The following is a 21492-nucleotide window of genomic DNA, read 5'->3' as shown; positions in this document are numbered from 1 at the left end:
GCGGCCGCCCCGCGCTCAGTGCCCGTCGTACGCGTCGAGGCGCTGTGCGAGGTCGGGCGGCCACATCGCCTCGGGCGTCTGTGCGAGCTCCCGCCGGGTCCACCAGCGCCAGGTGAGGATGCCGTCCTCGGCGTGGGCGGCGGCGAGGTGGGGGCCGGTGGGTTCGCGGCGCGGGCCGTGGGCGACGTAGACGTGCTCGTGCTGGCGGACGGGGCCGACGGCGGCGTGCGTGAAGTCGTGCTCCCAGGTGCACAGCAGCGGTCCGACCTCCAGGTCCGTCCAGCCCGTCTCCTCGCGCAGTTCACGCAGGACGCCCTCGTGCGGGGTCTCGCCCGGGTCCAGGCCGCCGCCGGGAGGGGCCCAGTGGACGCCGACCTCGACGTTGTCGTACCGGAAGAGGAACACCGCGCCCTCGGGGTCGAGCACCACGGCCCGGGCGGCCCGGCGCGGGGTGCGCAGGGGCTTGCGCAGGACCGCGCAGGGGCGGCCGAGCGCGCGGTCGTCGCGGTGGTCGACGACCTCGTAGCCGAGGGCGGTCCAGAAGGCGAGGCCTTGAGGGTTGGCGTCGAGGACGGCGAGGCGTACGGCGTCGCGGCCGGCCTTGCGGAAGCGGTCCTCGACGAGGCCGGCCAACCGGCGCCCGTACCCGCGCCGCCGGCTGTCCGCGGCCACCATCAGCAGGCCGATCCACGGGTCGGGGTCGGCCGGGTCGGGGTGGTGGGCGAGCGTGACGACGATCCCGACGAGCCGTCCCTCGCTGCGGGCGAGCAGCACCTCGGCGTCCGGGTCGGCGAGGTCGTCGGCGAGCGCGGCCGCCACCTGCTCCGGGCGCACGTCGTCCGGGTCCGGGAAGTCGCCGCTGAGGGCGTGGAAGTCACGGTGGGCCGCGTACAGGGCGGTGAGTTCGGTGAGGACCGGGGCCGGGATGTCGTGGTCGGGGGTGAGGGGGACGGGGGCGAGGATCATGCGGGGCAACGTATCCCCGTCGGGCCTGGCGATGCCGGAACCCCCGGCCGGGACCGGGGGTTCCTGTGCAGCGTGGCGGCCGGGCGGCCGTCGGGTGGGTCAGACGCTGACGCCGAAGTCCTGGGCGATGCCCACCAGGCCGGAGGCGTAGCCCTGGCCGACGGCGCGGAACTTCCACTCGGCGCCGTTGCGGTACAGCTCGCCGAAGACCATGGCGGTCTCGGTGGCGGCGTCCTCGGACAGGTCGTAGCGCGCGATCTCGGCGCCGCCGGCCTGGTTGACGATGCGGATGTAGGCGTTGCGGACCTGGCCGAAGTTCTGCGAGCGGTTCTCGGCGTCGTAGATCGAGACCGGGAAGACGATCTTGTCGATGTCGGCGGGGAGGCCGGCCAGGTTGACGTTGATCGCCTCGTCGTCGCCGGCGCCCTCGCCGGTGCGGTTGTCACCGGTGTGGACGATGGTCTGGTCCGGGGTCTGCTTGTTGTTGAAGAACACGAAGTGGCCGTCGGAGTAGACCTTGCCCTCCGGGTTGACCGCGATCGCCGAGGCGTCGAGGTCGAAGTCCGTGCCGGTGGTGGTGCGGACGTCCCAGCCCAGGCCCACGGTGACGGCGGTCAGGCCCGGGGCCTCCTTGGTCAGCGAGACGTTGCCACCCTTGGACAGGCTTACAGCCATGGTTGGGATTCCTTCCCTCGTTATGCAGTGCACGCACAGGCGGTACGGGCTCGAAGCTACATCTACCCCCATGAACGCCGTGAGGGGTACCGAAGGTTCCAGGTGTCTTTACTTTCTTTACCGAGCACTTTCTTCACCGAGCCGTTGGCCGGGATATTCGCGTGACGTGTGCGGGTCGGTCGCGCGACCATGGGGGGCATGTCCGGTCCCCACGTCATCCGCGGCTCCGTCTCCCTCCCGGAGGCCGAGCTCATGTGGCGTTTCTCGCGCTCCTCGGGGCCCGGCGGGCAGCACGTCAACACCAGCGACTCGCAGGTGGAGCTCCGGTTCGACCTGGCCGGTACCCAGGCCCTGCCCGAGGTGTGGAAGCAGCGCGCCCTGGAGCGCCTGGCCGGCCGCCTCGTCGACGGCGTCCTGACGGTCCGCGCCTCGGAACACCGTTCCCAGTGGCGCAACCGGGAGACCGCCGCGGTACGCCTGGCCGCCCTGCTCGCCGAGGCCACCGCCCCGCCGCCCAAGCCCCGCAAGCCCACGCGCATCCCGCGCGGCATCAACGAACGCCGGCTGCGCGAGAAGAAGCAGCGCGCCGACACCAAGCGGGGCCGCTCGGGCCGCGACTGGGGCTGACCGGCGCCGGGAGCCGGGGGGCTCCCGGCGCGGGCCCTGTCACATTCGCGTCGTCCGGTCCGTCATGTCACCGACCCCATGACGAGAGGCTGTGACGCACGGATGAGCGAGAACGACTTTCTTGCCGAGCGGTTCGAGGAGCACCGGCGGCACCTGACCGCGGTCGCCCACCGGATGCTCGGGTCGGCCGCGGAGGCGGACGACGCGGTGCAGGAGGCGTGGGTCCGGCTGAGCCGTTCCGATCCGGAGCAGGTGGCGAACCTCGGGGGATGGCTGACGACGGTCGTGGGGCGGGTGTGTCTCGACATGCTGCGCTCCCGCGCCTCGCGGGCCGAGCAGCCGCTGGAGCCGGATGTGCCGGTGCCGGGCGTGGTGCCCGGTCCGGAGCAGGACGCGCTGCTCGCCGACTCGGTCGGTGTCGCGCTGCTCGTGGTCCTGGAGACGCTGACGCCCGCCGAGCGGCTGGCGTTCGTGCTGCACGACCTGTTCGCGGTGCCCTTCGAGGACATCGCCGACATCGTGGGCCGCACGCCGGCCGCGGCGCGGCAGCTCGCGAGCCGGGCCCGGCGCCGGGTGCGGGGTGCCCCGGAACCCGAGGCGGACCTGGCCCGGCAGCGCGAGGTCGTGGACGCCTTCCTGGCCGCCGCGCGCGGGGGCGACTTCGAGGCGCTGGTGGACGTGCTCGATCCGGACGTCGTGGCGCGCGGCGAGGCCGGGGTCACCGCGGGCGCGCTCGCGGTGGCGAAGGGTGCGACGAGCTTCGCGCACCTCGCGCTCGTCGCGCGGCCCGCGCTGGTCGACGGGGCCACCGGGCTGGTGGTGCTGTCCGAGGGGCGGGTGGAGCGGGCGCTGACGTTCACGTTCGTGCGGGAGCGGATCGCCGTCATCGACGTCGTGACCGACCCCGCGCGCGTGGCGGGGCTCGACGTCGAGCTGCTCTAGGGCCACTTTCCGCACCAGACCGTGGGCGCCGTGGCCGTCGCGACTACGTGAGGTCGAGGACGGCCACGACCTCGCCCTCCTCGACCTCGCCGTTGGGGCGGAAGCCGAGGCCGAGGTAGAAGTCCTGGGGGCCGTGTTCGCCGGGGTGCCAGCTGACGTACAGCTCCGTGCCGCCCCGGCGGCGGATCTCGGCGGCGACCGCGTCGACCGCGAAGCGGCCGTATCCGCGGCCCTGTTCGTCGGCGGCGATGTTCAGCCGCCACAGCCCGGAGCGGAACAGGGTGCCGTCCTCGCGCCAGTCGATGTCGAAGAAGGCCATCAGGAACCCGACCGCGCGGTCGTCGTCGACGATCAGGCGGGGCCAGGCGGTGCCGGGATGCGCGTAGGCCTCGGCGAGGGATTTCACCACGGGTGCGACTGCGAATTCCTGCTCGGGGCGCACCCGTATTCCCAGGGCCGCTTCGAGATTGCGGGAGGTGATCTCCTCAAGACGGATCGTCATGCGCGCACCCTAAGCCCTGCCGTCACCCCAACTGCCGGTACCTGCCCCGGAAGTAGGCCAGCGGGCCGCCGTCCGCGCTCGGTACGGCCGCCGTCAGGACCCGGCCGATGACCAGGGTGTGGTCGCCCGCCCGCACCCGCTGTTCCGTGCGGCACTCCAGGGTGGCGAGGGCGCCGCCGACCAGGAGGGCGCCGGTGGCGTCGCCGCGGACGCAGGGGATGTCCTCGAACAGCAGGCGGTCGCTGATGCGGCCCTTCATGGCGAAGCGGCCGGCGATGTGGCGCTGGCTCTCGGAGAGGACCGAGACGGCCCACAGGGGCTGTTCGTCGAGGAGGTCGTCCATGCGGGAGCCGTCGCGCAGGCTGACCAGCACCAACGGCGGGTCGAGGGACACCGACACGAACGCGGTGGCGGTCATGCCGACGTCCTCGCCCTTGGGGCCGTCGGGGCCGAGCGGGGCCTCGTAGGCGGTCACCAGGACCACACCCGCGGCCAGCCGGGACATGGCGGCGCGGAACTCGTCGTTGCTCACCCCCACAGGATGCCCGTCGGTGGGCGGGGCGGTGATCGGGGAAGTGTTTGGCACGTCGGGAACGCTAGTGTCCGCCCGGTCCGGTGCGCATCGGACCTCCGCCCGAGCCCGGACCTAGGACCCCCGGAGTACCTGTGACCAGGGCCTCCACAAACACCCAAAGTTTGCGTTCAGTAAACGCACAGGGAAAACGCAGAAACCCCACTCAATTGTTCATCTTTCGCTGTGACTTGAGTCACAAGGGGCATTAATTGTTGACCCTGTGTACCGAGTGGGCAGCGCGCTGTGATTCAGTGGCTGGGAAACTGCCAGAACGATACGCCGATGAGAACCCTTGATTCGCTGCGAGGTCTCGGGGGGAGGGCGAGCATGGAGACCGAGTCGGAGCCCTACGTCCGTCTTGCGACTCTGCGACAACTGCATCAGGTGATGGCGGACATGAACACCGCCCGGTCTCTCGCGGACACCTTGCAGACAGTCGCCGACGGCGTCGTCAACGGCCTCGGCTACGAGCTTGCCTGCGTCAACCTCGTGCGCCCCGACGGCGACCTGGTCGTCGCCGCCTTCGCCGGCAATCCCGCCGCCGAGGCGCTCATCACCGGCCGGGTCGGCTCCCGGGACTCCTGGGAGCGCCGCCTGAGCATGGGCGAGAACTGGGGCGACCTGGTCTTCATCCCGCACACCGAGGGCTGGGTCCTCGACGACGACGACGTGCCCCAGTGGTACACCGACGGCCCCGCGCCCCGCTTCGAGGACGAGTGGCACCCCTCGGACCGGCTCTTCGCGCCCATGTTCACGCCCGGCGTGCAGGGCGCCTCCTGCGGCGAACTGATCGGCGTGCTCTCGGTGGACCGGCCGCGCAACGGCCGCCGCCCCGGCGCGTGGGGGCGCGAGGCGCTCCAGATGTACGCGTTCCAGGCCGCCATCGCGATCAGCAACGCCCGGCTGCGCGCCAACATGCAGCGCGCCCTGGTCCGGCTCGAACGGGACCAGCAGGCGCTGCGCGCCAGCGAGGAAAGCTTCCGGCAGGCCTTCGAGTACGCCCCCTCCGGCATGGCCATCGCCGAGATGGGCGGCGACCAGCACGGCCGCATCCTGCGCACCAACGACGCCCTGTGCCGCCTCCTCGGCCGCCCCGCCTCCGCGATGCGCCGCTACGCCTTCTCCGACCTGGTCCACCCCGAGGACATAGGAACCCTGCTGCGGACCTCGGCGGAGGGGGGCCGGGCGGAGCTGCGCCTCGGGCGCCGTGACGGCACCTACATATGGGTGTCGCTGCGCAACTCCGTCGTCGCCGACGCCGCCGACGGCCCCCGCTTCCTCCTCACCCATGTCGAGGACATAGAGGAGCGCAAGCGCCGCGAGCTCCAGCTCGCCCACCGTGCCTCCCACGACTCCCTGACCGGCCTGCCGAACTCGGCCGAACTGCGCGCCCGGCTCGCCGCCCGCCTGTGCAAGCGACCCACGCACGCCGCCCTGGAGTCCATCGACGCGGCCTACGGTCACGCCGCCCACGACGCCAACGGCCACGGTTTCGACTTCCGGCCCGACGCCGAGGTGCTCGACGTCGGCTACGACCACCACGTCCACACCGTCGCCCCCGAGAACGACCACGACGACGGCACCAAGGGGCTCGCGGTGCTCTTCTGCGACCTCGACGGCTTCAAGTCGATCAACGACCGGTTCGGGCACAACGCCGGTGACGCGGTTCTCATCGAGGTCGCCCGCCGGCTGACCCGGCAGGTCCGCGACGGTGACACCGTGGCCCGGCTCGGCGGCGACGAGTTCGTGATCCTCGCCGACGGTCTCGGCCGCGCGGACGCCGCCGACCTCGCCGCCCGGCTGCGCAACGAGATCATCCAGCCCATCCGCGCCGAGGGCCGGGCCGTCCGCGTGGGCGCCAGCTTCGGCATCGGCTGGGCGCACTGCGGGATGACGGCGGACGAAGTGCTGAAGTCCGCCGACGAGCGGATGTACGTAGAGAAACGATCTCGTCCCAAACAGCACAGGCGCGCGGGCTGATCCCCAGGTCAGCGGGCTGATGCGATCCGGGTCACCCGTTTGGGTCAGCAGGAGCGGGTAGGCTCGCCCTTCTCAACCCCTCGTATCGCATCCGCCCCGCACCCGCTGAGGAGTACCTGGATGACGTCCGGCACCAACGGCGCGAGCACGCCGCCCGAGGACGACGACCCGTTCGGCTACCTCTACGCCGACGGGCAGGCCAACGGAGCCCAGCCGCCGTCCGGCGGCTACGGCTACCCGAACACCGTCAACCGGGTACGCCCCGTCGGCCAGCGCCAGTACGGCCAGCAGCAGCCGACCGCGCCGTACGGACAGGTGCCGCAGCAGCAGGGCGCCCCCGGCCGGCCCAACGCGCACTACGCGGCCCCCGAGACCCTCCCGGGCGGCCCCACCACCACGCACAGCCCCCAGCCGGGCTACGGCGGCGGCGGTCGCGGCCGGGGCCCCAACACCAGGGGCCTGCTGATCGGCGCCATCGCGGTGGTCGCGGCGGTCGTGATCGGCATCGGCGTGGCGATGCTGGGCGGCGACGACGAGGCGAGCGGCAACGACGCCTCGAGCACCCCGTCGGTGGCGCAGAGCGACGAGCCGAGCCCGTCGCAGAGCACCGGTGACGCCGCCGAGGAGGACGAGCTGCCGAAGGCCGACGCCAAGGCGGTGTCCCTCAGCCCCGGGCTGACCACGGCGACGGACGTCCCGGGCGCCAAGGCGGACGGCGGCGCCTACATCAACGGCTTCAACACCGTCGGCGCCTCGATCACCTGGAACGTCAACAACATCCCGGAGACCGGCAAGTACACGCTGTACACCGGCTACAGCGTCCCCGGCAAGGACGCCACCGCCACCCTCTCGGTCAACGGCACGGCCTCCACCACGCCGGTCGGCATGGACAACTACGCGCACGCCGCCGAGGGCGACTACGCCAAGGGCTGGACGCAGACCTACAACTACGTGCAGCTCAACAAGGGTTCCAACACCATCAAGATCTCCTGCGAGCAGGGCAACCAGTGCGACGCCCTCCTCGACCAGCTGTGGCTGGTCAAGGGCTGGGTCGAGTAGTCAGGCGGCGGTGGCCTCGGCCGTGACCGCCACCCGCGCCCGCAGCTCCTCGTAGGCCTCCCGTTCGAACTCGCCCGCCACCGGCGCCAGGACCGTCGCCGCCGACAGCGCGACCGCCTCGGTCAGGCGGTCCGGCCAGGGCAGTTGCCCCACCAGGCCCGACAGCAGGCCCGCGACCGCCGAGTCGCCGGCGCCCGTGGGGTTGCCGTGCAGACGAGCCGGCGGGGCGGCGCGCCAGCGGCCCTCGGGGGTGGCGGCCAGCAGGCCTCCGGCACCGAGTGAGGCCACGACCGCGCGGGCGCCCCGGCGACGGGCGTCCTGGGTGGCGCGCAACGGCTCGTGGGAGCCCGTCAGTTCGGCCAGCTCGTCGGCGTTCGGCTTGATGATGTCCGGGCGCGCGGCGACCCCGCGCCGCAGCGGCTCCCCGCCGGTGTCGAGCAGGACCGGGACCCCGGCCGCGCGGGCGGTCCGCACCAGCCCCGCGTACGCCCCCACCGGCACGCCCGGCGGGAGGCTGCCGCACAGGGCCACCGCGGACGCCGAGCGGAGCAGGTGCTCGTAGGCCTCCTGGAAGGCGGACCATTCGGCGGGCTCGACGAACGGGCCGGGTTCGTTCAACTGCGTGGTGTCGCCGGTCCGTTCGTCCACGACCGCGATCGTGCGCCGGGTCGGTCCGGCGACCGGGACGAGCGCGTCGAGCACCTCCGGGGTGGCCGTGAGCAGCTCCTGGACGACCCGTCCCGTCGCGCCGCCCGTGAAGCCGGTGACCGTCACCTCGTGGCCGAGGGCCGCGAGCACCCGGGCCACGTTCAGGCCCTTGCCGCCCGGGCGTTCGGTCACCGCAAGGACGCGGTGGGAGGCGTGCGGGGTGAGGGACCGCACGCGATGGGTGATGTCGAGAGCGGTGTTCAGCGTGACCGTGAGGATCACCCGGACCGGCCTCCCCCGAAGACTCGATGGACAACCCACCCAGTCTCCCAGGACCGGCCCCGCTCTCGACAGCCGGACACCTCACCCCAGGTGCGGATCGACCACCCACGCGCCCCGGCGCATGACGCCCTTGAGGGCGAAATGCCGGTCCAGCAGGACGAGATCGGCGTACTTGCCCGGCTCCAGCGAGCCGATCGAGTCGTACATCCCCAGCAGCCGGGCCGGGTTGGCGGACAGGGCGGCGACCGTGTCCTCGACGGACAGCCCGTCCAGCGTCACCGCCCGCTGGAAGGCGCGGTCCAGGGTGAGGGTGGAGCCCGCGATGGAGCCGCCCTCCACCAGGCGGGCCACGCCCTGGCTCACCTCCACCTCCAGCGGGCCGAGCAGGTAACGGCCGTCCCCGAAGCCGGCCGCGTCCATCGCGTCCGTGATGAACGCGACCCGGTCCGCGCCCGCGTGGTGGAACGCCAGCTGGAGGGCGGCGGGGTGCAGATGCGTGCCGTCGTTGATCAGCTCGACCGTGATCCGCTCGTCCTCCAGCAGGGCGGTGATCGGGCCGGGGGCGCGGTGGCCGAGGGCGGGCATCGCGTTGAACAGGTGGGTCGCCACGGTCGCCCCCGCGTCGATGGCCTCCACCGTCTGCTCGTAGGTGGCGTCGGTGTGGCCGATCGCCGCGATGACGCCGTGCTCGGCGAGCAGCCGCACGGAGTCGAGGCCGCCGGGCAGTTCGGTGGCCAGGGTGACCATCCGCGCCTGGCCGCGGGCCGCGTCGAGCAGCTTGCGGACCTCCGCCGGGTCGGGGTCGCGCAGCAGTTCCTCGGAGTGCGCGCCCTTGCGGCACGGGGAGATGAAGGGGCCTTCGAAGTGGATGCCGGCGACGTCGCCCTGCTCGGCGAGTTCGGACAGCAGGCCGGCCCGCTGGGCGAGGAAGTCCATGTCGCCGGTGACGGTGGAGGCGACGAGGGTGGTGGTGCCGTGGAGGCGGTGGGTGTGAATGCCCTTCAGCACGTCGTCGACCGTGCCCGAGGTGAAGGAGGCTCCGCCGCCGCCGTGGTTGTGGAGGTCGACGAAGCCGGGCACGAGCGTGTGGCCGGTGACGTCGACGACCCGGGCGTTCTCGGGGGCGCTGCCGGCGATCCGGGTGCCGTCCACGATCACTCGGCCGTCCTGGACGGTTCCGGTGGGGAGGACCACGGTCGCGCCGGACAGGACGAGGGGGGACGGGCCCGTCGCGGGGTGCGCGTGCGCTGTGGCTGGGCGCGCAGTTCCCCGCGCCCCTAGCGGCGTTGCCATCAGGCTGATTCCTCCGTGCGCTCGGGTGTGGTGAGGAGGTCCCAGGCCAGTAGGCCGGCACCCCGGCATCCCGCCGTGTCCCCGAGTGCCGCGGGGACGATCGTCGGCAGCTTCTGGAAGGTGATCCGCTGCCGGACCGCGTCCCGCAGTGGTGTGAACAAGGTTTCCCCCGCCTCCGCCAGACCGCCACCGATGATCAGGGTGCGCGGGTCCAGGAGGGTGAGGGCGGTGACCAGGCCGTCGGCGAGGGCGTCCACGGCCAACTGCCAGACCGCCCGCGCCCGCGGGTCCCCGGACTCGACGGCCTTCGCGCAGTCGGCCGCGTCCGCGTCCGGGTCGCCCGTCTGCGCCGCCCAGGCCTCGCTGACGGCGGAGGCGGAGGCGTACCGCTCCAGACAGCCGCGCTGGCCGCACGGGCACGGGGTCCCGCCGGGCCGTACGACGATGTGGCCGATCTCGCCGGCGAAGCCGTGCGCGCCGGCCTCGACCCGGCCGGCGATGCCGATCGCGCCGGCGATGCCGGTGCCGAGGGGGACGAAGAGGAAGCGGTCGGCGCCCCGGCCGGCGCCGACGCGGCCCTCGGCGAGGCCGCCGGTGCGGACGTCGTGGCCGAGGGCGACCGGGACGCCGCCGAGCCGTTCGGTGAGCAGCGCGCGCAGCGGCACGTCGCGCCAGCCGAGGTTGGCGGCGTAGGCGGCGACGCCGCGCTCGGTGTCGACGATGCCGGGAACGGCGACGCCGACGGCGGACGCGCTCTGCCCGAACCGCTCGGTGCCGTGGGCGCGCAGGTCGGCGGCGAAGCCGAGGATGCCCTCGACGACCGCGTCGGGGCCGCGCTCACGACCGGTCGCGCGGCGGGCCTGGTGCAGCAGCTCGCCGGAGGGGCCGACGAGGGCCGCCTTCATCCCGGTGCCGCCCACATCGAGGGCGATGACATGTCTCACGGGGAGTAGTGTGGCCCGCCGACCCATGAGAGGTCTAGTCCACTTACGTGGTGTAGACCTTATGTCTGACCTTTCGAAACTTTCGGCGAGAATGGGGCCTGGCAGTGCAGCGGCGTAGGACGGGAACGATCGCGGTGGTGTCCGCACTGGGCATGACGGCGGTACTGGGCGGCTGCGGCCTCGGAGCGGACTCCGACGAGGTGACGCTGAGGCTGGTCGCCGCCGACTACGGCGACAGCGAGGCCAACAGCTCCGAGAAGTACTGGGACAAGCTCGTCGAGGAGTACGAGTCCGAGCACCCGGGCGTGACGGTGGACGTCACCGTCTACTCCTGGAACGACGTGGACCGCGAGGTCAAGGAGATGGTCGACGCCGGGGACGCGCCCGACATGGCGCAGATCGGCGCCTACGCCGACTACGCCGCAGAGGGCCTGCTGTACTCGGCCGACGAACTGCTCTCCATCTCCACCCAGGCCGACTTCGTCTCGCAGCTCTCCTCCGCCGGCGAGGTGCAGGCCACGCAGTACGGGATGCCGTTCGCCGCCTCCACCCGGCTGCTCTTCTACAACAAGTCCCTCTTCGCCAAGGCCGGCCTCAGCGCGCCGAAGACCTGGGACGAGCTCGCCGCCGACGCCGCCGCCCTCAAGCAGGAGGGCGTGAAGTACCCCTACGCGCTCCCGCTCGGCTCGGAGGAGGCGCAGGCCGAGACCATGCAGTGGCTGCTGAGCGGCGGAGGCGGCTACACCGAGAACCTCGGCGCGTCCTACGGCTTCGACTCCGCCGAGAACGTCGCGACCCTGACCTGGCTCAAGGACGACCTCGTCGGCAAGGGCCTGACCGGGCCGGTCGCGCCGGGCAAGCTGAACCGGGCCGACGCGTTCGCCGCGTTCGCCGACGGGAAGGTGGGGATGCTCAACGGGCATCCCACGCTGATGAAGCAGGCCGCGAAGAAGGGCGTGAAGTTCGGCATGGTGCCGATGCCCGGCGTCGACGGCCCGACCAAGTACTCCATGGGCGTCGCCGACTGGATGATGGCCTTCAGGAAGAACGGCCACGCCGAGCAGGTCGGTGACTTCCTCGACTTCGTCTACGAGGAGAAGAACGTCCTCGACTTCTCCCGCGAGTACGACCTGCTGCCGGTCACCACGTCCGCGTCCAAGGCCATGAGCACCTCGTCGCAGGACGAGCACCTGCGGCCCTTCCTCCAGGAGCTGCCCGGCTCCGAGCTGTACCCGGTCGGGCGGACCTCCTGGGCCACGGTGAGCGCGGCGGTCAAGCAGCAGATAGGCCAGGCGGTGACGGCCAACGGCAGCCCCGAGGCGGTCCTCGGCCGGCTCCAGGCGACCGCCCTGCGCGTGGAGGGCGAGGAGAACGAGTAGCCGCGCGCCCGGCCCGCTGTCAGTGGCGGCGGCTACCGTGCGGGGTATGGACGACCAGGAGGGGCTCGGGGCCCGGGAGCGGGCGATCCTCGTGCTGGAGCGGCGTGGTTTCGCCGGACCGGGCGCGAAGGAGCGGGCGATACGGGAGGAGCTGGGACTGGCGCCGGTGCGCTACTACCAGCTCCTGAACGCCCTGCTGGACGACCCGCGGGCGCTGGCGTACGACCCGGTGACGGTGAACCGGCTGCGCAGGGTGCGGGAGTCCCGCCGCTCGGAGCGCTGAGGCGGGCATCGCGCCGGGCCCGACCGTGCCGGCTCCTCGCACACCGGACGGGCGCGAAAGACCCGGCCTAAAGAGCGCCCCGCTGGATAGGGTCCCCGTATGGGCAGCCACACCTACGACACCCACGACACGGACGACTCCCTGCCGACCCCTCTCACCCAGGCCGGCCGGGACGGACTGCGAGCCATCCTCGACAGGCCCGACAAGGCGGTGCTCGCCTTCGACTTCGACGGCACGCTCGCGCCGATCGTGCCCGACCCCGAGCAGGCCGGCGCCCACCCCGACGCGGTGCCCGCGCTCGCCGCGCTGGCCCCCAGGGTCGCCTCCGTCGCGGTGATCACCGGGCGCCCGCCCGGGCTCGCCGTACGGCTCGGCGGGTTCGCCGGGGTCGCGGGCCTGGACCACCTCGTCGTCCTCGGCCACTACGGCGCCGAGCGCTGGGACGCCGCCACCGGCGACCTGTCCGCCCCCGCCCCGCACCCCGGGGTCGCCGGCGCCCGCGCCGAACTGCCCGGGTTCCTCGACCGGATCGGCGCCTGGCAGGGCACCTGGATCGAGGAGAAGGGCCGCGCCCTCGCCGTCCACACCCGCCGGGCCACCGACCCCCAGGCCGCCTTCGAGACGCTGCGCGCGCCCCTCACCGACCTCGCCGGCCGGCACGGCCTGATCGTCGAACCCGGCCGCCTGGTGCTGGAGCTGCGGCCGCCCGGCATCGACAAGGGCGTGGCCCTGCTCGACCACGTCCGCGAGCTGGGCGCCGAGTCCGTCCTCTACGTCGGCGACGACCTCGGCGACCTGCCCGCCTTCGGCGCCGTCGACAAACTCCGCTCCGACGGCGTCCCCGGCCTGCTGGTGTGCAGCGGCAGCGAGGAGGTCACCGAACTGGCCGACCGCGCGGACCTCGTCGTCGACGGGCCGCGCGGGGTCGTGGGGCTGCTGCGGGGACTCGCCGCTCAGCTGGGCTGATCCTCCAGGGCGTGCAGCTGGTCCAGGAACCACTGGGCCGGCGGCAGCGCCGTGGCCGCCGCGGCCAGGCGCTTGGTCCGCTCGGCCCGCTCCGCCGCCGGCATGCTCAACGCCTCGTGCAGGGCGCGGGCCGTGCCGGTCACGTCGTAGGGGTTCACCACGATCGCGTCCTCGCCCAGCTCCTCGTACGCCCCCGCCTCCCGCGACAGCACCAGCGCGCACCCCTCGTCGGAGACCACCGGCACCTCCTTCGCGACGAGGTTCATGCCGTCCCGGATCGGGTTGACCAGGGCCACGTCGGCCAGCCGGTACGCCGCGAGGGAGCGCGCGAAGTCGTCCTTGACGTGCAGCACGACCGGCTTCCAGGTCGCCGTCCCGTAGGCCGCGTTGATCTCCTCCGCCTGCCGCTGCACCTCCGCGGTGTACTCCCGGTACACCGCGAGGTCCTGCCGTGAGGGGTAGGCGAACGCCACGTGCACCACCCGCTCGCGCCACTCGGGGTGGTCGTCGAGCAGCTGCCGGTACGCCAGCAGCCCGCGCACGATGTTCTTCGACAGCTCGGTGCGGTCGACCCGGACGATCGTCTTCCTGTCACCGTCACCGCCGATCTCCGCCCGCAGCGACGCCATCCGCTCGTCGACGTCCGCCTCGTGCGCCCGCTCGCGCAGGAAGTCCGCGTCCGCGCCGAGCCCGTGCACCCCGACCCGGGTGTCCCCGAGGCCCCCGCCGAACTCCGTCGCGCAGGCCTCGAACGCCGACGCCCAGCGCCGGGTCAGGAAGCCCAGCCGGTCCGCGCCCAGCATGCCCCGCAGCACCTGCTCGGCCACGTCGTCGGGGAGCATCCGGAAGTACTCCGGGGGCGCCCAGGGGGTGTGCGAGAAGTGGCCGATCCGCAGGTCCGGGCGCAGCTCGCGGAGCATCCCGGGCACCAGCGTCAGGTGGTAGTCCTGCACCACGACCGCGGCGCCCTGGCGGGCCTCCTGGGCGAGCGCCTCGGCGAAGGCGCGGTTGTACGTCTCGTAGGACGCCCACTGGCGCCGGAACTCCGCGTCGAAGACCGGCTCCAGCGGGGTCTGGTACAGCATGTGGTGGACGAACCAGAGCACCGAGTTCGCGATGCCGTTGTACGCGTCGGCGTGCACGTCGGCGGGGATGTCGAGCATGCGGACCCCTGCCTCGCCCGCGCCGCGCCGGACCGCCTCGCGGTCCCCGTCGGAGAGCGCCGAGCACACCCACAGGGAGTCCGCGTCCGACCCGATCGCGGAGAGTCCGGAGACCAGCCCGCCGCCGCCGCGTTTGGCGGACAGCGTGCCGTCCTGCCGCACCTCGTAGGAGATCGGGCCGCGGTTGGACGCGACGAGCACTCGGGCACCCTGGTCAGACTGCGTGGAAGCCATACGCCTCAACCTAGCCCGACCCGTAAACGCTCAAACGTACGGGTTCGCCGTATACGGAACCGTGCCCGCCGTGACCCGCCCGAGGTCAGGCCACCTTCCGGGAGGCGTACTCCGCGATCTCCGCCATCGGCGGCCGCTCCTCGGTGTCCACAGAGTGCGTGCGGGGCTCGAAGCCGTCCTGGCCGCGCTCGAACTGGGTCAGGGCCGGGCGGATGAGGTGGCCGCGGGCCAGGCGCAGCTGGGCCGTGCGGTAGATCGCGGCGGACATCCGGCCGAGGGCCTGGCCGTCCTGGTGGCGGTGCTTGCGGACACCCACGTCCACCTGGGCCAGCGCGTCCAGGCCCACCAGGTGCAGCGCGTCCACGAGCATGCCGAGCTCCACGCCGTAGCCGACCGGGAACGGCAGCCGTTCCAGCAGGGAGCGGCGGGCCGCGTACTCGCCGCCGAGCGGCTGCACGAACCCGGCCAGCTGCGGCCAGTGCATGTTCAGCAGCGGGCGGGCCATGAGTTCGGTGACCCGGCCGCCCTGGCCCGCCGCGCCGCCGAGCGGACGGTCGTACATGCCCTTGACGAGGTGGACGCCCGGGTCGGTGAGCAGCGGGCCCACGATCCCGGAGACGAAGTCGGAGGAGAACTCCCTCAGGTCGGCGTCGATGAAGCAGACGATGTCGCCGCGGGTCACCAGCAGCGACCGCCACAGCACCTCGCCCTTGCCGGGCACGGCCGGGATCCGGGGCAGGATCTCGTCGCGGTGCACCACGGTCGCGCCGGCCGCCGCGGCGACCTCGGCCGTACGGTCGGTGGAGCCCGAGTCGACGACGACTATCTCGTCGACCAGGGGGACCTGGAGCACGAGGTCGTGGCGGATCACGGAGACGATGTCACCGACCGTCTCCTCCTCGTTGAGCGCGGGCAGCACCACACTGACCGACTGGCCCGTGCGCTGCTTGGCCGCCAGGATCTGGTGGAGCGGGCGATCGGTCAGGGACCAGGACCGGGTGGTCAGCCAGCGCTCGACTTCGTTCAGCACAGTGCGCGGCTCCTAACGTGTGTGATCCATCTCGCGGTTCGGACGACTCTCTCAACTGTCCTGGTCGTCGGTTACAGTCTTGAACAACGCGGATGACCATCGCATGTCCAGGGTGGCCCGCCGTTCACACAACTTCATACCGCTCATCCAGAGGGGCAGAGGGATACGGCCCGATGAAGCCCCGGCAACCCTCCAGTCGGTTCTCGTAGATCACTGTTGATCGCTCAGCGAGGCTCCCGACTAGGGAAGGTGCCAAATCCGTCTCACGGCGAGATGCGTCGTGAGGAAGATGAGGAGAAAGGGCCTCGCCTCCATGGCTGCGCAGACTGTTGCAAGCACCACCGAAACCACCGTAGACCTCGGCCCCGCCGCGGCTCTCAGCTGCCGCGAGTGCGGTCACCGCGTGCCCCTCGGCCCGGTCTTCGCGTGCGAGGAGTGTTTCGGCCCGCTCGAGATCGCCTATGACTTCTCGGCCTACGACACCGAGGACCTCCGCAAGCGGATCGAAGCGGGACCCGCGAACATCTGGCGTTACGCGCCCCTGCTGCCCGTCCCCGCGGACGTGGCCGACAAGCCCAACATCAACCCCGGCTGGACCCAGCTCGTCAAGGCCGACAACCTGGCCCGCGAGCTCGGCGTCACCGGCGGCCTGTACGTGAAGGACGACTCCGGCAACCCGACGCACTCCTTCAAGGACCGTGTCGTCGCCCAGGCCCTGGAGGCCGCCCGCGCCTTCGGCTTCACCACCCTGTCCTGCTCCTCCACCGGCAACCTCGCCGGTGCCGTCGGCGCCGCCGCCGCCCGCGCCGGCTTCCGGTCCTGCGTGTTCATCCCGCACGACCTGGAGCAGGGCAAGGTCGTCATGGCCGCGGTCTACGGCGGCGAGCTCGTCGGCATCGAGGGCAACTACGACGACGTGAACCGCTTCTGCTCCGAGCTGATCGGCGACCCGGCCGGCGAGGGCTGGGGATTCGTCAACGTCAACCTGCGGCCCTACTACGCGGAGGGGTCCAAGACCCTGGCGTACGAGATCTGCGAGCAGCTCGGCTGGCGGCTGCCCGACCAGCTGGTGGTGCCCATCGCCTCCGGCTCGCAGCTCACGAAGATCGACAAGGGGCTCCAGGAGCTGATCAGGCTCGGGCTCGTCGAGGACCGGCCGTACAAGATCTTCGGTGCCCAGGCCGAGGGGTGCTCGCCGGTGTCGGTCGCCTACAAGGCGGGCCACGACGTCGTCCGTCCCCAGAAGCCGAACACCATCGCCAAGTCCCTCGCCATCGGCAACCCCGCCGACGGCCCCTACGTGCTCGACATCGCGCGCCGGACCGGCGGCGCGGTGGAGGACGTCACCGACGAGCAGGTCGTCGACGCGATCAAGCTGCTGGCGCGGACCGAGGGCATCTTCGCCGAGACGGCGGGTGGCGTGACGGTGGGTGTCACGAAGAAGCTGATCGACAGCGGGCTGCTGGACCCGGCGCTGACGACCGTCGTCCTGAACACCGGCGACGGACTGAAGACGCTGGACGCGGTGGCGGGTACGGGTCTGACCGCGACCATCCGCCCCAGCCTCGACTCCTTCCGCGAGGCTGGGCTCGCCTGACAGGTAGTTGTTCGTCTGCGGGCCCGCGGGGCCGGCCGCGCAGTTCCCCGCGCCCCTGGGTGCGTCATCCCGACCGGAGGTTTCCACGTGAGCGTCAACGTCCGCATCCCCACCATCCTGCGCACCTACACGGGTGGCCGGGCCGAAGTGACCGCCGAGGGCGCGACCCTCGCCGAGGTCATCGCCGACCTGGAGAAGAACCACACGGGTATCGCCGCACGCGTGCTCGACGACCAGGGCAAGCTGCGCCGGTTCGTCAACGTGTACGTCAACGACGACGACGTCCGCTTCGAGCAGGGCCTGGAGACGGCCACTCCGGACGGGGCCGGCGTCTCGATCATCCCGGCGGTCGCGGGAGGCTGACCGGCCTCCTTTCGTTACCCTGGGTAACGCCGATTACCGAGTGTTCATCGAATTGCCCCCTCCGTGAGAGAAGCGGAGGGGGCAATTCTCTATGGTTGAGCGCGGTACAGTTGGGGAACCCGCTCCACTCCTCATGCCAGCCGCATATGAGTTCCTGCTTCGCAGGCGATGAGAAGCAGCCAAAGTGTGCGGTTCTTCTGCGAATTTTGCGCCATTTGTGGAGCCCGACTTGCCCCGAGTTCGGGCGAATTCTCACTACATTCCGGACCCTTCGCGTCCAGAATTCTCGTCCGATTGACCTGTTGCAGACGGCAGTTGGACAGATACATTCAGCCGCGGTCGACGCGTTCCGGCGCACGCCCCCAATCCGTGGGGGGTGAGGTCTGACCCGGATCCGCGAAGTGTGGATCTGTGCAAGGGCCAGTAATAGGGGAGTTAGGCATGGCTCAGGGCACCGTCAAGTGGTTCAACGCGGAGAAGGGGTACGGCTTCATCGCGGTCGACGGTGGTGCGGATGTATTCGTCCACTACAGCGCGATTCAGATGGACGGCTACCGCACCCTGGAAGAGGGTCAGCGGGTCGATTTCGAGATCTCGCAGGGCCAGAAGGGGCCGCAGGCGGACATGGTCCGACTGGCGACCGGCTGAAGCACGCGCCGACTGAACTAGCAGCGACGTTCTTCTTCGAAGGGCCCGCACCTCATGGGGAGTCATGGGTGCGGGCCCTTCGGCGTGCCCGCAGACCCTTCCGCGCCTGCCCGGAGCCCGTGCGGGGCCTGGACGATCCCGGAGAGGCGCTTGCACTCGACGGGGTCGAGTGCTAATCATTGGCGTTAGCACTCTGAAGGTGAGAGTGACAACGAGGACCGGGTCGGTGAGGCCCGCAAGCCAGGTGGGGCAAGGAACCACGAGGTGTGCGAGCCGTCCGTCGCGGGCGCGGGCGCGGTCCGAAGGAATCACCCCCAGTCCTGGAGGGACCACTTCACATGGCCAAGATCATCGCGTTCGACGAGGAGGCGCGGCGCGGCCTCGAGCGCGGCATGAACCAGCTCGCGGACGCCGTGAAGGTGACGCTCGGCCCCAAGGGCCGCAACGTCGTCCTCGAGAAGAAGTGGGGCGCCCCCACGATCACCAACGATGGTGTGTCCATCGCCAAGGAGATCGAGCTCGAGGACCCGTACGAGAAGATCGGCGCCGAGCTGGTCAAGGAAGTCGCGAAGAAGACCGACGACGTAGCCGGTGACGGCACGACGACCGCGACCGTCCTGGCCCAGGCCCTGGTGCGCGAGGGTCTGCGCAACGTGGCCGCCGGTGCCAACCCGATGGCTCTCAAGCGCGGTATCGAGAAGGCCGTCGAGGCCGTCTCCGGTGCCCTGCTCGAGCAGGCGAAGGATGTCGAGACCAAGGAGCAGATCGCTTCCACGGCCTCCATCTCCGCCGCCGACACCCAGATCGGCGAGCTCATCGCCGAGGCGATGGACAAGGTCGGCAAGGAAGGCGTCATCACCGTCGAGGAGTCCCAGACCTTCGGTCTGGAGCTTGAGCTCACCGAGGGTATGCGCTTCGACAAGGGCTACATCTCGGCGTACTTCGCCACCGACATGGAGCGGATGGAGGCGTCGCTCGACGACCCGTACATCCTGATCGCCAACTCCAAGATCGGCTCCGTCAAGGACCTGCTCCCGCTCCTGGAGAAGGTCATGCAGTCGGGCAAGCCGCTGCTGATCATCGCCGAGGACGTCGAGGGCGAGGCCCTGTCGACCCTGGTCGTCAACAAGATCCGCGGCACCTTCAAGTCCGTCGCCGTCAAGGCCCCGGGCTTCGGTGACCGCCGCAAGGCCATGCTCGGCGACATCGCCATCCTCACGGGCGGCGAGGTCATCTCCGAGGAGGTCGGCCTCAAGCTGGAGAACGCGACCCTGGACCTCCTGGGTCGCGCCCGCAAGGTCGTCATCACCAAGGACGAGACCACCATCGTCGACGGTGCCGGCTCCGCCGACCAGGTCCAGGGCCGGGTCAACCAGATCCGCGCCGAGATCGAGAACAGCGACTCGGACTACGACCGCGAGAAGCTCCAGGAGCGCCTGGCCAAGCTCGCCGGTGGCGTCGCCGTCATCAAGGCCGGTGCCGCGACCGAGGTCGAGCTCAAGGAGCGCAAGCACCGCATCGAGGACGCCGTGCGCAACGCCAAGGCGGCCGTCGAGGAGGGCATCGTCGCCGGTGGTGGCGTGGCCCTGCTCCAGGCCTCCTCGGTCTTCGAGAAGCTGGACCTGGAGGGCGACGAGCTGACCGGCGCCAACGCCGTCAAGCTGGCGCTGGAGGCCCCGCTCAAGCAGATCGCCGTCAACGGTGGTCTCGAGGGTGGTGTCATCGTCGAGAAGGTGCGCAACCTGCCCGTCGGCCACGGCCTGAACGCCGCGACCGGTGAGTACGTCGACATGATCGCCTCCGGCATCATCGACCCGGCGAAGGTGACGCGTTCCGCTCTTCAGAACGCCGCCTCCATCGCCGCGCTCTTCCTCACCACCGAGGCCGTCATCGCCGACAAGCCGGAGAAGGCCGCCGCGCCTGCCGGTGGCGGCATGCCGGGCGGTGACATGGACTTCTGATCGACCTGACGGTTGATCGCCTGTCCTTCGTTCCGAGGGCGGCACCCCAAGGGGTGCCGCCCTCGGGCGTTCCCCGTCCGCCCGCTGTCCGGCGTGTGCGGGATCACAGGGTCTTCGGGACGAGCGCGGTGGCTGCGGCGGTTGAAGCGTGCGTAGTGTTCATGCGCGTGCACATACCAGCCGGTATCGCCCCGGCCCGTCCGTCCCCGAGGAGCCCCCACGTGACCGCCCCCGCCCCCACCCGCGCCGCCGAGGTCCTCTCGCGGCCGATCTCGATCAACGGCCTCGACATCCCGAACCGCATCGCCATGGCGCCCATGACGCGCATGTTCTCCCCGGGCGGCGTGCCCGGCGCTGACGTGGCCTCGTACTACGCGCGCCGGGCGGCGGCCGGGGTCGGCCTGATCGTCACCGAGGGCACCTACGTCGGTCACGACTCGGCGGGCGAGAGCAACCGCGTCCCGCGCTTCCACGGCGAGGAGCAGCTCGCGGGCTGGGCGAAGGTCGCCGCGGACGTGCACGCGGCCGGCGGCACGATCGTCCCGCAGCTGTGGCACATCGGCATGACCCGCACCCCGGGCAAGGGCCCCGTCCCGGACGCCCCCTCCATGGGCCCCTCCGGTCTGCGCCCCGGCGCCGACGAGCCCACCGGCCGGGCGATGACCCAGCGCGACCTGGACGACGTCATCGGCGCCTTCGCCGAGGCCGCGGCCGCCGCCGAGCGCATCGGCTTCGACGGTGTCGAGATCCACGGCGCCCACGGCTACCTGGTCGACCAGTTCCTGTGGGCGGGCACCAACCGGCGCACCGACGCCTACGGCGGTGACGCGGTCGCCCGGACGAGGTTCGCCGCCGAGCTCGTGGCCGCCGTGCGCGAGACCGTCTCGCCGGGGTTCCCGATCATCTTCCGCTACTCGCAGTGGAAGCAGGAGGCCTACGACGCCCGGCTCGCGGAGACCCCGCAGGAGCTGGAGGCCATCCTCGCGCCGCTGGCCGCCGCGGGCGTCGACGCCTTCCACGCCTCCACCCGCCGCTACTGGCTGCCCGAGTTCGACGGCGCCGACCTCAACCTCGCCGGCTGGACCAAGAAGCTCACCGGCAAGCAGGTCATCACCGTCGGCTCGGTCGGTCTCGACGGCGACTTCATCAAGGGCTTCATGGGCGAGGGCTCCCCGGTGCGCGGCATCGACGACCTCCTGGACCGCCTGGAGCGCGAGGAGTACGACATGGTCGCCATCGGCCGCGCGCTGCTCCAGGATCCGCAGTGGGCGGCGAAGGTGCTGGCGGGCCGGACGGACGAGCTGAAGCCGTACGACGCGGCGGCGCTGCGCTCGCTGAGCTGACCCCGCCGCGGGCCGGCGGGGGCGCGCGCCCCC

21 protein-coding genes and 1 riboswitch are annotated in these 21492 nt (G+C 71.6%); of the genes, 12 read left to right on the top strand and 9 right to left on the bottom strand.

Annotation, left to right across the window (positions count from 1 at the left end):
• Nucleotides 1-15: 15 nt before the first annotated feature.
• Together ACH41F_RS19085 and ACH41F_RS19080 are read right to left on the bottom strand one after the other, a co-directional pair.
• The gene (locus tag ACH41F_RS19085; RefSeq protein WP_398836663.1) at nucleotides 16-966 is read right to left on the bottom strand and encodes a GNAT family N-acetyltransferase; all 951 of its coding nucleotides are present in this window, start codon (nucleotides 964-966) and stop codon (nucleotides 16-18) included.
• 99 nt (nucleotides 967-1065) lie between these two features.
• On the bottom strand, nucleotides 1066-1641 hold the full coding sequence (locus ACH41F_RS19080; protein ID WP_391234108.1) for a TerD family protein: 576 nt from the start codon (nucleotides 1639-1641) through the stop codon (nucleotides 1066-1068).
• 189 nt (nucleotides 1642-1830) lie between these two features.
• On the opposite strand from ACH41F_RS19080, the gene arfB reads away from it, so the two are divergent.
• Nucleotides 1831-2268: an alternative ribosome rescue aminoacyl-tRNA hydrolase ArfB gene (arfB, locus tag ACH41F_RS19075; RefSeq protein ID WP_391234109.1), complete on the top strand. Its 438-nt coding sequence runs from the start codon at nucleotides 1831-1833 to the stop codon at nucleotides 2266-2268.
• 102 nt (nucleotides 2269-2370) lie between these two features.
• The gene (locus tag ACH41F_RS19070; RefSeq protein ID WP_391234110.1) at nucleotides 2371-3210 is read left to right on the top strand and encodes a sigma-70 family RNA polymerase sigma factor; all 840 of its coding nucleotides are present in this window, start codon (nucleotides 2371-2373) and stop codon (nucleotides 3208-3210) included.
• Nucleotides 3211-3253: 43 nt separating this feature from the next.
• Here ACH41F_RS19070 and ACH41F_RS19065 read toward each other — a convergent pair whose 3' ends face one another.
• Both ACH41F_RS19065 and ACH41F_RS19060 read right to left on the bottom strand, forming a co-directional pair.
• Nucleotides 3254-3712, bottom strand: coding sequence for a GNAT family N-acetyltransferase (locus tag ACH41F_RS19065; RefSeq protein WP_391234111.1), 459 nt, complete (start codon nucleotides 3710-3712; stop codon nucleotides 3254-3256).
• Nucleotides 3713-3734: 22 nt separating this feature from the next.
• Entirely contained in the window at nucleotides 3735-4244 is a 510-nt protein-coding gene (locus ACH41F_RS19060) for a flavin reductase (RefSeq protein ID WP_391234415.1), read from the bottom strand.
• Between the two features lie 369 nt (nucleotides 4245-4613).
• On the opposite strand from ACH41F_RS19060, the gene cdgB reads away from it, so the two are divergent.
• Together cdgB and ACH41F_RS19050 are read left to right on the top strand one after the other, a co-directional pair.
• Nucleotides 4614-6266 (top strand): diguanylate cyclase CdgB, encoded by a 1653-nt coding sequence (gene cdgB / locus ACH41F_RS19055; RefSeq protein WP_391234112.1) that lies wholly within the window; start codon nucleotides 4614-4616, stop codon nucleotides 6264-6266.
• A 120-nt stretch (nucleotides 6267-6386) separates the two neighbouring features.
• Nucleotides 6387-7325 carry a CBM35 domain-containing protein gene (locus ACH41F_RS19050; RefSeq protein ID WP_398836661.1) on the top strand — a complete coding sequence of 313 codons (939 nt, stop codon included), beginning with the start codon at nucleotides 6387-6389 and terminating at the stop codon, nucleotides 7323-7325.
• On the opposite strand, the gene ACH41F_RS19045 is transcribed toward ACH41F_RS19050, so the two are convergent.
• From ACH41F_RS19045 to ACH41F_RS19035, 3 genes are all read right to left on the bottom strand, one after another.
• Nucleotides 7326-8255, bottom strand: coding sequence for a 1-phosphofructokinase family hexose kinase (locus ACH41F_RS19045; RefSeq protein WP_398836659.1), 930 nt, complete (start codon nucleotides 8253-8255; stop codon nucleotides 7326-7328).
• Between the two features lie 81 nt (nucleotides 8256-8336).
• Complete coding sequence (gene nagA / locus ACH41F_RS19040; RefSeq protein WP_398836658.1) at nucleotides 8337-9548, bottom strand: N-acetylglucosamine-6-phosphate deacetylase; 1212 nt, start codon at nucleotides 9546-9548, stop codon at nucleotides 8337-8339.
• Nucleotides 9548-10492: an ROK family protein gene (locus tag ACH41F_RS19035; protein ID WP_398836657.1), complete on the bottom strand. Its 945-nt coding sequence runs from the start codon at nucleotides 10490-10492 to the stop codon at nucleotides 9548-9550. The genes nagA and ACH41F_RS19035 overlap by 1 nt, the downstream gene beginning before the upstream one ends.
• Nucleotides 10493-10644: 152 nt before the next feature.
• Between ACH41F_RS19035 and ACH41F_RS19030 the strand changes: the two genes are divergently transcribed.
• The 3 genes from ACH41F_RS19030 to otsB all read left to right on the top strand — a co-directional run bounded on the left by ACH41F_RS19030 (nucleotide 10645) and on the right by otsB (nucleotide 13120).
• Nucleotides 10645-11871, top strand: a complete 1227-nt coding sequence (locus ACH41F_RS19030; RefSeq protein ID WP_398836739.1) for an extracellular solute-binding protein — start codon at nucleotides 10645-10647, stop codon at nucleotides 11869-11871.
• 46 nt (nucleotides 11872-11917) lie between these two features.
• Nucleotides 11918-12154 (top strand): DUF3263 domain-containing protein, encoded by a 237-nt coding sequence (locus ACH41F_RS19025; protein ID WP_391234117.1) that lies wholly within the window; start codon nucleotides 11918-11920, stop codon nucleotides 12152-12154.
• 99 nt (nucleotides 12155-12253) lie between these two features.
• On the top strand, nucleotides 12254-13120 hold the full coding sequence (otsB, locus tag ACH41F_RS19020; protein ID WP_391234118.1) for a trehalose-phosphatase: 867 nt from the start codon (nucleotides 12254-12256) through the stop codon (nucleotides 13118-13120).
• On the opposite strand, the gene ACH41F_RS19015 is transcribed toward otsB, so the two are convergent.
• Nucleotides 13108-14517, bottom strand: a complete 1410-nt coding sequence (locus ACH41F_RS19015; protein WP_398836655.1) for a trehalose-6-phosphate synthase — start codon at nucleotides 14515-14517, stop codon at nucleotides 13108-13110. The genes otsB and ACH41F_RS19015 overlap by 13 nt on opposite strands.
• 85 nt (nucleotides 14518-14602) lie before the next feature.
• Complete coding sequence (locus ACH41F_RS19010) at nucleotides 14603-15547, bottom strand: glucosyl-3-phosphoglycerate synthase (protein ID WP_391234120.1); 945 nt, start codon at nucleotides 15545-15547, stop codon at nucleotides 14603-14605.
• 140 nt (nucleotides 15548-15687) lie between these two features.
• Nucleotides 15688-15843: riboswitch (SAM riboswitch) on the top strand.
• Between the two features lie 17 nt (nucleotides 15844-15860).
• On the opposite strand from ACH41F_RS19010, the gene thrC reads away from it, so the two are divergent.
• From thrC to ACH41F_RS18985, 5 genes are all read left to right on the top strand, one after another.
• Complete coding sequence (gene thrC, locus ACH41F_RS19005) at nucleotides 15861-17144, top strand: threonine synthase (RefSeq protein ID WP_391234121.1); 1284 nt, start codon at nucleotides 15861-15863, stop codon at nucleotides 17142-17144.
• 87 nt (nucleotides 17145-17231) lie between these two features.
• Nucleotides 17232-17507 carry a MoaD/ThiS family protein gene (locus ACH41F_RS19000; protein ID WP_391234122.1) on the top strand — a complete coding sequence of 92 codons (276 nt, stop codon included), beginning with the start codon at nucleotides 17232-17234 and terminating at the stop codon, nucleotides 17505-17507.
• Nucleotides 17508-17948: 441 nt separating this feature from the next.
• Entirely contained in the window at nucleotides 17949-18155 is a 207-nt protein-coding gene (locus ACH41F_RS18995; RefSeq protein WP_007493268.1) for a cold-shock protein, read from the top strand.
• Between the two features lie 338 nt (nucleotides 18156-18493).
• The gene (gene groL / locus ACH41F_RS18990; protein WP_391234123.1) at nucleotides 18494-20116 is read left to right on the top strand and encodes a chaperonin GroEL; all 1623 of its coding nucleotides are present in this window, start codon (nucleotides 18494-18496) and stop codon (nucleotides 20114-20116) included.
• Nucleotides 20117-20277: 161 nt separating this feature from the next.
• Nucleotides 20278-21459, top strand: a complete 1182-nt coding sequence (locus ACH41F_RS18985) for an NADH:flavin oxidoreductase (protein WP_391234124.1) — start codon at nucleotides 20278-20280, stop codon at nucleotides 21457-21459.
• The last annotated feature ends 33 nt before the right edge of the window (nucleotides 21460-21492 follow it).

This window comes from Streptomyces sp. NPDC020489, assembly GCF_044386545.1.
In the GTDB taxonomy this organism is placed as follows: domain Bacteria; phylum Actinomycetota; class Actinomycetes; order Streptomycetales; family Streptomycetaceae; genus Streptomyces.
Note: the sequence above shows the minus strand (reverse complement) of the source record. Positions and strands in the feature narration are given on the sequence as shown.